This is a genomic window from Rhizobium sp. SEMIA4064, assembly GCF_003025035.1.
GTDB lineage: Bacteria > Pseudomonadota > Alphaproteobacteria > Rhizobiales > Rhizobiaceae > Rhizobium > Rhizobium paranaense.
Genome location: NZ_PYJN01000022.1, coordinates 149,253 through 162,129 on the forward strand (window position 1 = coordinate 149,253; position 12,877 = coordinate 162,129).

Consider the following 12,877-nt stretch of genomic DNA (forward strand, 5'->3'; position numbering starts at 1 on the left):
TAAATTCGCCGTAAGGGCCAAATCGCGCCCGCCACGGTCTCTGACGTATATAGGGCGTTCGCATTGGCAAAAACCATCATCGAGCTGAAGAAGGCGGATTTGACGCTCGGCAACGCTGCCGCCTCCGTCCATGTGTTGAAAGGCATCGACCTCACCGTTGCCGAAGGCGAATCCGTCGGCATCGTCGGCCCCTCCGGCTCCGGCAAGTCGACTTTGCTGATGGTGCTCGCCGGCCTTGAAAAGCTCGATAGCGGCGAATTGTTGATCCGCGACACGCCCCTGCATAGCCTGAGCGAAGATCGCGTTGCCGATTTCCGCGGCCGCAATATCGGCATCGTGTTCCAGTCCTTCCATCTCATCGCCAATATGACCGCGCTGGAAAATGTCGCCGTACCGCTCGAGCTGGCCAATGTCCGCGACGCCTTCGACATCGCCCGGCGCGAATTGCAGGCCGTCGGCCTGGGCGAGCGGCTGAGCCATTATCCCGGTCAGCTTTCGGGTGGCGAGCAGCAACGCGTGGCGATCGCCCGCGCGCTCGCCCCGTCGCCTGCCCTGTTGATCGCCGACGAGCCGACCGGCAATCTCGACACCGACACCGGCCGGCAGATCGCCGACCTGCTTTTCGCCCAGCAGGCCGAACGCGGCACGACGCTGCTGCTCGTCACCCACGATCCGGCGCTTGCCGCCCGCTGCTCCCGCCAGATCCACGTTCGCTCCGGCGAAATCGAGGGCGACAGCGCCCACGCACGGACCAATAAGGCGGCAATGGCATGACTGCGGCGGGAGCGCGTCTGACGCTTGCCTTTCGCCTGGCGCTGCGCGAATTGCGCGGCGGTCTCGGCGGTTTCTATATTTTCCTCGCCTGCATCGCCCTCGGCACCGGCGCAATCGCCGCCGTCAACTCCGTCTCGCGCTCGATCACCGACGCGATCTCGACGCAGGGCCAATCGCTGCTCGCCGGCGACGTCCGCTTCGAGCTCAACAATCGCGAGGCGACGCCGGACGAATTGGCCTATCTCAACAGCCTCGGCCAGCTCTCCCAATCCACCGGCCTGCGCTCCATGGCCCGCCTGCCCGACGGCTCCGATCAGGCGCTGGTCGAAGTCAAGGCAGTTGACGGCGCCTACCCGCTCTACGGCACCTTCGAGGCCGATCCAGATCAGCCGCTATCGACGCTGCTCGCGGCCAAGGAAGGAACCTATGGCGCCGTCGCCGCGCCTCTGCTGCTGGAACGACTGAACCTCAAGATCGGCAGCGAGCTGCTGCTCGGCAATACCAGGCTCCGAATCACCGGCACGGTGAAGACCGAGCCGGATTCGGTATCGGAAGGTTTCGGCTTTGCGCCGCGCTTGCTCACCAGCCGTAACGCGTTGGTCGCCTCGGGCTTGATCACGACCGGAAGTCTGGTCGAGCAGGTTTACAAGATCCGTATGGACGATCCCGCCAACGGCCTGAACAACATCGCCGCCCGCGCCAATACGGCTTTCCCGCAGGCCGGCTGGTCGGTCCGAACGAGCGACCGGGCAGCGCCCGCGCTTGCCGACAACATCACCCGCTTCTCGCAATTCCTGACCCTGGTCGGGCTGACCGCCCTCATCGTCGGCGGTGTCGGGGTCGCCAATGCGGTGCGCGCCTTCCTCGATTCCAAACGCACCACCATCGCCACCTTCAAGTGCCTCGGCGCGCCGGCCTTGGTCGTGGTGATGATCTACCTGATCCAGATCGCCCTGATTGCGCTGGCCGGCATCGCCGTCGGTCTCCTCCTCGGCGCCATCGCGCCGTTGCTCGCCTCGCAATTCATGGCCGAATTTCTGCCGATTTCGACCGCGCCGCGGCTATATCCCGGTCCGCTCACGCTGGCAGCACTCTTCGGCCTGCTGACGACGCTCGCCTTTGCCATCCTACCGCTCGGCCATGCCCGCGAAGTGCCGGCGACAGCGCTGTTCCGCGAGCAAGGCTTCGAGGCCCGCCGGCTGCCAAGCTGGCCCTACCTGCTCGCCGCCTGTCTGCTGATGGCGGCACTTTCGGCGCTTGCGATCTTCACCGCCTATGATCGCTTCATCGCGGTCGTCTTCGTCGTCTCGATCGCCGTCGCCTTCGTCGTGCTGCGTGCCGTCGCCGCCCTGTTGTCGTGGCTTGCCCGCCGCAGCCCACGCGTCCATTCGCCCGCGCTGCGATTGGCGATCGGCAACATCCATCGGCCGGGCGCGCTCACCGCCTCCGTCGTCCTCTCGCTCGGTCTCGGCCTCGCGCTGCTGGTGACCTTGACGCTCATCGACGGCAATATGCGCCGCGAACTCACTGGGCGCATGAGCGAACAGGCGCCGAACTTCTTCTTCGTCGATATCCAGGGCTCGGAGCTCGATGGCTTCCGCAAGGTCGTGCAGGCGCAGGCGCCGCAGGGCAAGCTCGTCGAAGTGCCGATGCTGCGCGGCCGCATCGTCGCCTTCAATGGCGAGGACGTGAGCAAGAGGAAAGTGCCGCCAGCTGGCCAGTGGGTATTGCGCGGCGACCGCGGCATCACCTATGCCGACACCATCCCGGAGAATGCTGCGCTTACCGAAGGGCAATGGTGGGGCAAGGATTACAGCGGCGAACCGCTGGTCTCCTTCTCCGACGAAGAAGGCAAGGCGCTCGGTCTGAAGCTCGGCGATACCGTGACCGTCAACGTGCTCGGCCGCAACTTGACGGCCAAGATCGCCAGCTTCCGCAAGATCCAGTGGCAATCGCTGTCCATCAATTTCGTCATGATCTTTTCGCCCAACGCGTTCAAGGGCGCGCCGCATGCCTGGCTCGCGACCCTCACCGACCCCAGCGCGACGTCGGCGCAGGAAGCCGCCATCCTGAAGAACGTCACCAACACCTATCCGACGATCACCAGCGTCCGCGTCAAGGATGCTCTCGATATCGTCAACACGCTGGTCGGCCAGCTTGCCGCCGCCATCCGCGCTGCGGCGTCCGTGGCGCTGATCGCATCCGTGCTTGTTCTTGCGGGCGCGCTCGCAGCCGGAAATCGCGCACGCACGCATGATGCGGTCGTGCTGAAGACCCTCGGCGCGACGCGAGCCATGCTGATCCGCGCCTTCAGCTACGAATATCTGATGCTGGGTGCAGCGACCGCCGTCTTCGCCCTGCTCGCCGGTTCCGTGGCGGCCTGGTACATCGTCAGCCGCATCATGCACCTGCCGTCGACCTTCCTTCCCGACGTCGCCTTTTCGACCCTCATCATCGCACTGCTGCTGACGGTCGGAATCGGGCTGATCGGCACCTGGCGCATTCTCGGCCAGAAGGCAGCGCCGGTCCTGCGTGAACTCTGAGCACAGAACACGAAAATCGCCGTGGATTTTCGGAAAGGCATGTCCGCTGCCAAGATGCTTGGACGTTAACCGAGCATCCCGAAATTGCTCGATATTACGCCGATTTAACCCTGCCGCCCCCGCTTAGCCCTTGTGCATAGGGCGTGAAAGCCTCATATTCTGTGCAGGCATGCTGGAGCTCCGCAGCGGCGCCTGGGACAAAGTGCCCGACACGCTACTCACATCGGAGCTTGAAAGAGGAAAACATGGCTGACTTCCGCAATTACCAAAACCGGGCGCCCCAGAGCGGTGCGCAGACCGGTGCGATGATAGATGAGGGCCTTCGAGCCTACATGCTCAAGGTCTATAACCTGATGGCGCTGGGTCTGGCGATCACGGGTTTGGCCGCCTATTTCGCATTCACCCTCGCCTTCGCTGACGGGCAGCTCACAACTTTCGGTCAGGCGATCTATCTGAGCCCGCTGCGTTGGGTCGTCATCCTCGCTCCCTTGGCGATGGTGTTCTTCCTGAGCTTCAGGATCAATAGTATGAGCGTTGCCGCCGCGACGACGACCTTCTGGGTCTATGCCGCGTTGGTGGGCCTGTCGCTGTCGTCGATCTTCATCATCTACACCGGCCAGAGCGTCGTGCAGACCTTCTTCGTGACCGCCGCCTCCTTCGGCGCGCTGTCGCTGTTCGGCTACACGACGAAGCGTAACCTGTCCGCGATGGGCTCGTTCATGATGATGGGTCTTTTCGGCCTGATCATCGCCATGCTCGTCAACATTTTCCTGCATTCGTCCGCCCTGCAGTTCGCCATCTCGGCGATCGGCGTGCTGATCTTCGCAGGCCTGACCGCCTGGGATACGCAGCGGATCAAGGAAATGTACTATGAAGCCGACGACGTTGCCGTTGCTGGCCGCAAGGCGATCATGGGCGCGCTGACGCTTTACCTGGACTTCATCAACCTGTTCATGTTCCTGCTGCAATTCATGGGCAACCGCAAATAATTGCTGCGACATGAATGATCGTTCGAAAAGGCGGCTCCGGCCGCCTTTTTTGTTTGCCTTGCAGCTTCACACGCGGCTTTATATCTGCGTTTTGGAATCGCAGATCAGGCAATAAACGCAGATGTCCTTCCGCCTTCGCAACGCCACCTCCGCCGACCTTCCCTTTATCACCGCCATCTACCGCGACTCCGTTTTGAACGGCACGGCAAGCTATGAGATCACCCCGCCGGGCGAAGAGGAAATGGCTGGCCGCTTCCAGGGTATCCGCGACAAAGGCTACCCCTATATCGCCGCAGAAGGCGAAGACGGCGCCTTCTTGGGCTATGCCTACGCTTCCGCGTTCCGCACGCGGCCGGCCTATCGCTGGATGGTGGAGGATTCGATCTATCTCGCGCCTGAAGCGCGCGGCCGCGGCATCGGCAAAGCGCTGCTGGCAGCTCTGGTGGAAAACTGCCAGACCCTCGGCTTCCGCCAAATGATCGCCGTCATCGGCGGCGCCCACCCAGCCTCCGTCGCCCTCCACCGCGCCGCCGGTTTTACGGAGACGGGCCTGTTGAAAGGCACCGGCTACAAGCACGGCCGCTGGCTGGACACGATGCTGATGCAAAAGGCGCTGGGCGAGGGTGTAGAAACCGACCCCGATCCATCGGTCTATCCGGGGACTTTGTTTGGGGGGTAGTATCGCCTTTACCTTCTCCCCGAGGGGAGAAGGAACAACGCTACTTCTCCACCAGCTTGAGCTGCTTATCGAAAACCTTCAGCACCTGGTTCAGGTCGTGGCCACGCTTCAGGATCATGCCGTTGGTATTGATTACGGCAAACGCGCCCTGCTTAGCGGCCAGCTTGGGGTTTTTCTCGATGCGGAAGAGAGGCAGCTCGCCTGCGCGCTTGAAGACCGAGAAAACCGCCTTTTCCCTGAGATGGTCGATGGCGTAGTCACGCCATTCGCCTTCGCCGACCATGCGGCCGTAGATCCATAGGATGGCGTCCAGCTCCCTGCGATGGAAGGTCACCGGCAGCGGGTCCTTGCTCTGTTTGTATTCTCTGAGATCAACGACGACGGAAGAAGTGGTGTCGACGGAACGGCTTTCGCCGTGTCGCAATTCCGGCTGATCAGTCATCAATCCCCCAGGGGTTGCGTCATGACAAGAAGATGACAGTTTGCCTCAGCCACATTAAATTGCAAGACCAAGAGCTACTCACAATTTCTTGCGCTTGAAAGGACGCATCTTGGCGGCGCCGCATTTCAGTCAAAACGACGCCCCATTTACCGGAACTATAGGGCCCGGTTTGGCGCCGCCGCGCTAAACCGAGCCCGGCCGGGGCGTATCGACCGAACCCCAGCCCCGAATGCGCCCTCGCCGGGCACTCCCTCTTTTTGGTGCCAGCCAAAATAGAGAACTTTCGGCAAAAGCCGAAATTGGGACCTTTTCGACTGACGTCGGAAAATGCAGATCAGCCGTCGGTCCCGATCGTCAAGACCGTCGCGCCGATGATCGCCGCCGGGTCGCCCGATGGCGTCGAGGACTGCAATAGAACCGCCAGGCCGCGCCGACCGGCTTTGTCCAATACATTGGCGGGCAGCACGACATTCATGGCCTTGCCGTCCCACATGCCAACGGTTTCGACGTCCGAAACCGCGTGCAGATAGGTGATTTCCTGGCCATTGTTTTCGCCGGCCTTCGGAGCAACCTGCTGCTCCCTGTCGAAATAGGCAACGACGACATTAGCCTTGCCCTGGCCAGCGCCAATCTTGATCTCCAGTTCGTCGCCCTTCATGGCGGCACTGACCGGGACCGTTAGGCCCTTGCCCTGGCGCTGGAAGTCATCGAGCTTGAAATTGATGGCGTTTAGATCGGCACCGTTCAGATGGTCGCGGCCATTGATGATCGCCTGCGGCGTATAGACCCCGCTGCGGCCGAGGGTGCGGGCATAGGCATATTGCCGAGCCGTATTGTCCTTGGACGCCATCGTGTCGTTCCAGCCGAGATAATTCCAATAATCGACGTGATAGGCGAGTGCGACGACATCGCCCTGGCGGATCAGCTTCTGAAACGCAGCATCGGCCGGCGGACAGGAGGCGCAGCCCTGGGACGTGAAGAGTTCGACAACGCCCTTGATTTTGGCAAGCTCCTCCGCATGCAGCGAACTTGCGAGCGCGATGCCTGCTAGAAGTGGAACCAAAAACCGTAAGCGCATGCCGTTATACCTCTTTCTCAGACCTTGAAGGCCTTGTGCTGGCACGAACCCCGAAACCGCGTCGCGCTTTTCAGGATGTCCGTAAGGCCTCATCAAGCCTGATAAATCTGAAACAAGAGATAATAGCTAAGCACGATGACGCAAAGTCACGAAGGGGTGAGACGAAGGCCCGGAGACGTTAGCGTCGTACACATCGGCGTGAAAAACAAGACGCCGCCGGAGAGCTATGCTCCGGCGGCGTGTATAGGCAGTTTTAATGCCAATCAGGCCGCGAGATCGCGCAGAACGGTCTGCAGGATGCCGCCATTGTTGACGTAGGTCACTTCATCCAGCGTATCGATGCGGCAGATGATCGGAACGTCCTTCACGGAGCCGTCGCCATAGGTGATCTTGGCGATCTTGCGCTCGCGTGGCTTGATGTGTTCCAGGCCCTCGATCGTCACGAGTTCGTCACCCTTCAGGCCGAGGCTTGCCCAGGTGGTGCCGTCCTCGAAGACGAAGGGGATGACGCCCATGCCGACCAGGTTCGAGCGATGGATACGCTCGAACGACTGGGCGACGACGGCGCGCACGCCGAGCAGGTTCGTGCCCTTGGCTGCCCAGTCACGCGACGAGCCGTTGCCGTACTCGACACCTGCGAAGATGACGAGCGGAACGCCCTCGGCCTTGTACTGCATGGCCGCATCGTAGATCGACGTCTCTTCCTTGGACGGATAGTGGATGGTGTAGCCACCTTCCTTGCCGTTCGGGCCGAGCATATGGTTGCGGATGCGGATGTTGGCAAAGGTACCGCGCATCATGACTTCATGGTTGCCGCGGCGCGTGCCGTACTGGTTGAAGTCGGCAACGCCGACGCCATGACCGATGAGGTAGGAACCGGCCGGCGAGGCAGCCTTGATCGAACCGGCCGGAGAAATGTGGTCGGTGGTGATCTTGTCGCCGAAGAGGCCGAGAACGCGGGCGCCCTTGATGTCGGAAACGCCGGCGCCGGTCTTGCCCATGCCCACGAAATAAGGCGGGTTCTGCACATAGGTCGAGTTGTCGTCCCAGGCATAGGTCTGGCCCGGAGGAACCTGCACGGCCTGCCAGTTGGCATCGCCTTTGAAGACGTCGGCGTACTTGGTTTCGTAGAGTTCGCGGGTGACGTACTTCAGGATGAATTCCTGCACTTCCTGCGAGGTCGGCCAGATGTCCTTGAGGTAGACCGGCTTGCCGTTCTGGTCTTCGCCGATCGGCTCCTTCGTCAGGTCGAGCTGCACCGTGCCGGCGAGCGCATAGGCGACGACGAGCGGCGGGGACGCCAGGTAGTTCGCCTGGACATCAGGCGAAATGCGGCCTTCGAAGTTACGGTTGCCGGAGAGAACGCCGGAAACGATCAGGCCCTTGTCGTTGATCGTCTTCGAGATCGGCGCCGGCAGCGGGCCGGAGTTGCCGATGCAGGTGGTGCAGCCGAAGCCGACCAGGTTGAAGCCGAGCTTGTCGAGATCGGCCTGCAGGCCGGACTTGGCGAGGTATTCGCCGACAACCTGCGATCCCGGTGCTAGCGAGGTCTTGACCCACGGCTTGCTCTTCAGGCCCTTGGCAACGGCGTTGCGGGCGAGAAGGCCGGCAGCGATCAGCACCGACGGGTTGGAGGTGTTGGTGCAGGAGGTGATGGCGGCGATTGCGACGTCACCATGGCCGATATCGAAATCCGTGCCTTCGACCGCATAGCGGTTGGAGAGCTGGCCGGGCTTCTTGTATTCGGTGTCCATCGATGTGGCGAAACCGGACGCGATGTTTTCCAGCGCGATACGGCCTTCCGGGCGCTTCGGACCGGCCATCGACGGCACGACATCGTTGAGGTCGAGTTCCAGCGTGTCGGTGAAGACGAGGTCGGAACCATCATTGTCGCGCCACATGCCCTGAGCCTTCGAATAGGCTTCGACGAGCGCGATACGATCCTTCGCACGACCGGACATGTTGAGATAGTTCAACGTTTCCTTATCGACCGGGAAGAAGCCGCAGGTCGCGCCGTATTCCGGACCCATGTTGCCGATGGTCGCGCGGTCGGCGAGCGGCATGTTGTCGAGGCCGGGGCCGAAGAATTCGACGAACTTGGAAACGACGCCCTTCTTGCGCAGCATCTGCACGACGGTCAGCACGAGGTCGGTCGCGGTGACGCCTTCCTTGAGCTTGCCGGTGAGCTTGAAGCCGATGACTTCCGGCAGCAGCATGGAGACGGGCTGGCCGAGCATCGCAGCTTCAGCTTCGATACCGCCAACGCCCCAGCCGAGAACGCCGAGACCGTTGATCATGGTCGTGTGCGAGTCGGTGCCGACGCAGGTGTCGGGATAAGCGATTGTTTCGCCGTCCTCTTCCTTCGTCCAGACAGTCTGGCCAAGATATTCGAGGTTCACTTGGTGACAGATGCCGGTGCCGGGAGGAACGACGCGGAAGTTCTGGAATGCCTGCTGACCCCACTTCAGGAAGCGGTAGCGCTCGCCGTTACGCTGATATTCCAGCTCGACGTTCTTGGCAAAAGCCTGCGGCGTGCCGAATTCATCGACGATGACAGAGTGGTCGATGACGAGATCGACGGGAACCAGCGGGTTGATCTTTTCCGGATCGCCGCCGAGCGACACCATCGCGTCGCGCATGGCAGCAAGGTCGACAACGGCCGGAACGCCGGTGAAGTCCTGCATCAGCACGCGCGCCGGGCGATAGGCGATTTCGTTCTCGACGGTACCCTTGTTGGTCAGCCATTCGGCGACGGCAAGGATATGTTCCTTGGTGACCGACTGCCCGTCTTCGAAGCGCAGCAGGTTTTCCAGCAGCACCTTCATCGAATAGGGCAGCTTGGAAACGCCAGGCAGACCATTGGCCTCAGCCTTGGGCAGGCTGAAATAGACGTAGTCTTTCCCGTTCACGGACAGCGTGGAACGACAATTGAAACTGTCAAGAGATTTAGACACGAGATACCCCGTTTCTGATAGCCAACACAGTCGTGCGAACGCCTATGCACTTTATGCACATCAGGATGCGGGTACGGCCATTTCCGCTGTCCGCACGTAAGGCAGAAAACCTTATGTTCGGCGCAAGGATGAAATTCACGCCGACCGCTGGCGTGGTTGCGGGTCTTATAGATAATTTCGTAAAGACTTGCCAGAGTGGCAAAGCGCAAATTCGGACAATTTTTTGCGCGCTGCGATAACGAAAACGGGGAAAGCCTGAGCAGATGCATCTAAGCGCTGAAAACCTGGCGGCAAGGCGGGGTGAAGACCTGATTTTCGTAAATGTTTCCTTTAGCTTGAGCAATGGCGAGGCCCTGATCCTGACAGGCCGCAACGGCTCAGGAAAATCGACGCTTCTGCGTGTTGTCGCGGGCCTCTTAAAGCAGGAAAAAGGCCGCGTCGTTTTCACCGATTCCAAGGGCGAATCAGACCGCCCGGCATACGAGGCCAGCCACTATCTCGGCCATCGCAATGCGATGAAATCCGAGCTCACCGTGGCCGAAAATCTGTCCTTCTGGAAAACCTTCCTGGACGACATGCCAGGCGGCTTCGGTGTGGATGTCGATGAAGCGGCCGATGCCGTCGGCCTTGCCGGCATCACCCACCTGCCCTTCGGCTATCTCTCCGCCGGCCAGCAACGCCGAATAGCCTTCGCAAAACTGCTGGTCGCCTATCGCCCGATCTGGATCCTCGATGAACCGACGGCAGCATTGGACGCGGCAGCAGACCGGCTGCTTGCGCAGCTCATCACAGCCCATCAGAAGAATGGCGGCATTATCCTTGCCGCAACGCATCAACCTCTGGGCTTGGAGAATGTGCAGGAAATGCGGATGACGGGGTTTGCCGGAGTGAGCGAAGGGGTGTGGGGATGAGTTCGACAATGCAGAGTCTGCCGAACCTGCGATACCCCCCTCACCACGGCAGGATATCCCCATGACCGCCCTCTTCCTCCGAGACTTAAAACTTTCAGTCCGCGCCGGCGGTGGCGCGCTCATCGGCATCCTCTTCTTTCTGACCGTCGTCGCCGTCATTCCCTTCGGCGTCGGCCCCGACTTGAAGCTTTTGTCGCGCATCGGTCCGGCCATCGTCTGGATCGGCGCGCTTCTGTCCGCCCTGCTCGGTCTCGACCGCCTGTTTCAGGCCGAACGCGATGACGGATCGCTCGATCTGCTGGTCATGCAGGAAACGCCGCTGGTGCTGACCGTGCTCACCAAATGCGCCGCACATTGGACGGCGACCGGCCTGCCGCTGGTCATCGCCTCGCCGTTGCTCGGCCTCTTCATGAACATGAACGAGATGGCGATCGGCGCGACGGCGCTGACTTTGCTTGTCGGCTCGCCGGCTATCACCTTCATCGGCGCGGTCGGCGCCGCCGTTGCCGTTGCCTTGCCGCGTGGCGGACTGCTGGTATCGATCCTGGTGCTACCGCTGACCATTCCCGTGCTGATCTTCGGCGTCAGCGCCACCTATGCCGTGGTCGAAGGTCCGCAGCCCTTCCTGCCGCCCTTCCTGATCCTGATTGCACTTACCCTGTTCTTTGCCGTGCTCGGCCCGGCCGCAGCAGCTCTCGCCTTGCGCAACACGACGGATTGATAGGCCTGAGACAATGCGATCGATTGCCGTAAAAGCGATATCGGTTTAAACAGGCGACATGAGCGATATCAGCCCCGCGATCAGCCGATTTTCCGACCTCGCCAACCCGACACGGTTCCTGGCGCTTTCGGCGCGTCTTATTCCCTGGTTGGCGGCCATATCAGCCGTGCTCTTCGCGATCGGCCTCTATCTCGCCTTTTCGACCGAAGGCGACTACCAGCAGGGCGATACCGTCCGCATCATGTATATCCACGTGCCGGCCGCATGGCTGTCGATGATGTGCTATACGATCATGAGCATGTCGGCGATCGGTACGCTGGTCTGGCGCCATCCGCTGGCCGATGTCTCCGCCAAGGCCGCAGCACCACTCGGCGCCGCCTTTACCCTCGTCGCCCTCGTCACCGGCTCGCTCTGGGGCAAACCGATGTGGGGCACCTATTGGGTCTGGGATGCCCGGCTCACTTCGGTCTTCATCCTCTTCCTGATGTATCTCGGGCTGATTGCGCTCAATCGCGCCATGGACGATCCGTCGAAGGCAGCGCGCGTCAGCGCCGTGCTGGTCCTCGTCGGCTTCATCAACATTCCGATCATCAAGTTCTCGGTCGACTGGTGGAACACGCTGCATCAGTCCGAAAGCATCATGCGCCTGGATGGCCCGACCATCGATGCACAATTCCTGTGGCCGCTCTTCGTCATGGCGCTTGCCTTCACGCTGCTGTTCTTCACGCTGCATTTGATGGCGATCCGCAACGAGATTTGGCGTCGCCGCATCGCCGCGCAGCGTCGTCTCGCCGCCCGCATGGCCGCCCGGGAGGAATAGCATGACGCATCCTTTCTACGTCTACGGCTCCTATGGTTTTACCGCCGCCATGATCATCGCCGTCATCGCCTGGACATGGATCGACGGACATTTGCGGCGCAAGGAAATCGCGGCGCTCGAAGCCTCCGGCATCCGCCGCCGGTCACAGCGCACCCCGGAAAGCAAGACGAAATGAGCCTGGGAACTGAAGAAGGCAACAAGCCGAAGTCCGGCAATACCGGTCGCTACCTGCTGGCGCTCATTCCACTGATCGTCTTTGCCTGCATTGCCCTTGCCGTCGGCAAGGTGATGTACGACCAGGAAGTCCACGGCACCGATATTTCCGCCATCCCCTCGGCCCTGATCGGCACGAAAGCTCCGACCCTGGCGTTGACACCGCTCGAGGGCTCCAATCTGCCGGCGCTGACCGACGATGCCATCAAAGGCAAGCTGACGCTCGTCAACGTCTTCGCCTCCTGGTGCCTTCCCTGCCGTGAAGAACACCCTGTCTTGAAGCAACTCGCCAAAGACGGCCGGCTGAACATCGTCGCCATCAACTACAAGGATACGAGCGAAAACGCCCTGCGTTTCCTCGGCGAACTCGGCAATCCCTATAGCGCCATCGGCATCGATCCGAACGGTTCGGCCGCGATCGACTGGGGCGTCTACGGTATTCCCGAATCCTACCTCGTCGGCCCCGACGGCACGATCCTCTACAAGCAGGTCGGGCCGTTTACCGCGAACAGCCTCAAAGAGGGGCTGTATCCGGCGATAGAGAAAGCTCAGGGGAAATCTGCGTCTTAAACGCCGCGCCCGCGTCGAGAAACGACGACAGCGATAACCACCCGCCCTCGTGGTTCGAGGCTCCAGCCCCCCTTCGGCAGGCTCAGGGCACTTCCGCACCTCACCAGGAGGGCTGATCTTCGCCGCCCTGCGCAAGAGGCACTCCACCTCATGGTGAGGTGCTCTGTTGCCGAAGCCTTGGCG

Annotated in this window: 12 protein-coding genes; 9 read left to right on the forward strand and 3 right to left on the reverse strand. The window is 61.3% G+C overall.

Annotated features, from left to right (window positions below; translation table 11 throughout):
- Positions 1-63: 63 nt before the first annotated feature.
- From C9E91_RS17945 to C9E91_RS17960, 4 genes are all read left to right on the forward strand, one after another.
- A complete protein-coding gene (locus C9E91_RS17945) occupies positions 64-774 on the forward strand; it encodes an ABC transporter ATP-binding protein (protein ID WP_107109627.1) in 711 nt (236 codons plus the stop codon).
- Entirely contained in the window at positions 771-3,317 is a 2,547-nt protein-coding gene (locus tag C9E91_RS17950; protein WP_107109628.1) for an ABC transporter permease, read from the forward strand. Before C9E91_RS17945 ends, C9E91_RS17950 begins: the two co-directional genes overlap by 4 nt.
- A gap of 245 nt (positions 3,318-3,562) precedes the next feature.
- Positions 3,563-4,306, forward strand: coding sequence for a Bax inhibitor-1/YccA family protein (locus C9E91_RS17955; protein WP_107109629.1), 744 nt, complete (start codon positions 3,563-3,565; stop codon positions 4,304-4,306).
- A gap of 121 nt (positions 4,307-4,427) precedes the next feature.
- Complete coding sequence (locus C9E91_RS17960; RefSeq protein WP_107109630.1) at positions 4,428-4,985, forward strand: GNAT family N-acetyltransferase; 558 nt, start codon at positions 4,428-4,430, stop codon at positions 4,983-4,985.
- A gap of 40 nt (positions 4,986-5,025) precedes the next feature.
- On the opposite strand, the gene C9E91_RS17965 is transcribed toward C9E91_RS17960, so the two are convergent.
- From C9E91_RS17965 to acnA, 3 genes are all read right to left on the reverse strand, one after another.
- On the reverse strand, positions 5,026-5,427 hold the full coding sequence (locus C9E91_RS17965; protein ID WP_107109631.1) for a DUF2794 domain-containing protein: 402 nt from the start codon (positions 5,425-5,427) through the stop codon (positions 5,026-5,028).
- A gap of 334 nt (positions 5,428-5,761) precedes the next feature.
- Entirely contained in the window at positions 5,762-6,505 is a 744-nt protein-coding gene (locus C9E91_RS17970) for a DUF1223 domain-containing protein (protein WP_107109632.1), read from the reverse strand.
- Positions 6,506-6,768: 263 nt separating this feature from the next.
- Complete coding sequence (acnA, locus tag C9E91_RS17975) at positions 6,769-9,459, reverse strand: aconitate hydratase AcnA (RefSeq protein ID WP_107109633.1); 2,691 nt, start codon at positions 9,457-9,459, stop codon at positions 6,769-6,771.
- Positions 9,460-9,722: 263 nt separating this feature from the next.
- Between acnA and ccmA the strand changes: the two genes are divergently transcribed.
- From ccmA to C9E91_RS18000, 5 genes are all read left to right on the forward strand, one after another.
- A complete protein-coding gene (gene ccmA / locus C9E91_RS17980; RefSeq protein WP_107109634.1) occupies positions 9,723-10,370 on the forward strand; it encodes a heme ABC exporter ATP-binding protein CcmA in 648 nt (215 codons plus the stop codon).
- 61 nt (positions 10,371-10,431) lie between these two features.
- A complete protein-coding gene (ccmB, locus tag C9E91_RS17985; protein ID WP_107109635.1) occupies positions 10,432-11,091 on the forward strand; it encodes a heme exporter protein CcmB in 660 nt (219 codons plus the stop codon).
- 58 nt (positions 11,092-11,149) lie between these two features.
- On the forward strand, positions 11,150-11,911 hold the full coding sequence (locus tag C9E91_RS17990; RefSeq protein WP_107109636.1) for a heme ABC transporter permease: 762 nt from the start codon (positions 11,150-11,152) through the stop codon (positions 11,909-11,911).
- Between the two features lies 1 nt (position 11,912).
- Positions 11,913-12,086, forward strand: a complete 174-nt coding sequence (gene ccmD, locus C9E91_RS17995; RefSeq protein ID WP_107109637.1) for a heme exporter protein CcmD — start codon at positions 11,913-11,915, stop codon at positions 12,084-12,086.
- Positions 12,083-12,694: a DsbE family thiol:disulfide interchange protein gene (locus C9E91_RS18000; protein WP_107109638.1), complete on the forward strand. Its 612-nt coding sequence runs from the start codon at positions 12,083-12,085 to the stop codon at positions 12,692-12,694. Before ccmD ends, C9E91_RS18000 begins: the two co-directional genes overlap by 4 nt.
- The last annotated feature ends 183 nt before the right edge of the window (positions 12,695-12,877 follow it).

Coding starts and splice junctions, on each gene's coding strand:
- C9E91_RS17965 (WP_107109631.1), bottom strand. CDS start 5,427: ATGACTGATCAGCCGGAATTGCGACACGGCGAAAGCCGTTCCGTCGAC.
- C9E91_RS17960 (WP_107109630.1), top strand. CDS start 4,428: ATGTCCTTCCGCCTTCGCAACGCCACCTCCGCCGACCTTCCCTTTATC.
- ccmB (WP_107109635.1), top strand. CDS start 10,432: ATGACCGCCCTCTTCCTCCGAGACTTAAAACTTTCAGTCCGCGCCGGC.
- C9E91_RS17990 (WP_107109636.1), top strand. CDS start 11,150: ATGAGCGATATCAGCCCCGCGATCAGCCGATTTTCCGACCTCGCCAAC.
- C9E91_RS17950 (WP_107109628.1), top strand. CDS start 771: ATGACTGCGGCGGGAGCGCGTCTGACGCTTGCCTTTCGCCTGGCGCTG.
- ccmD (WP_107109637.1), top strand. CDS start 11,913: ATGACGCATCCTTTCTACGTCTACGGCTCCTATGGTTTTACCGCCGCC.
- ccmA (WP_107109634.1), top strand. CDS start 9,723: ATGCATCTAAGCGCTGAAAACCTGGCGGCAAGGCGGGGTGAAGACCTG.
- C9E91_RS17970 (WP_107109632.1), bottom strand. CDS start 6,505: ATGCGCTTACGGTTTTTGGTTCCACTTCTAGCAGGCATCGCGCTCGCA.
- C9E91_RS18000 (WP_107109638.1), top strand. CDS start 12,083: ATGAGCCTGGGAACTGAAGAAGGCAACAAGCCGAAGTCCGGCAATACC.
- C9E91_RS17955 (WP_107109629.1), top strand. CDS start 3,563: ATGGCTGACTTCCGCAATTACCAAAACCGGGCGCCCCAGAGCGGTGCG.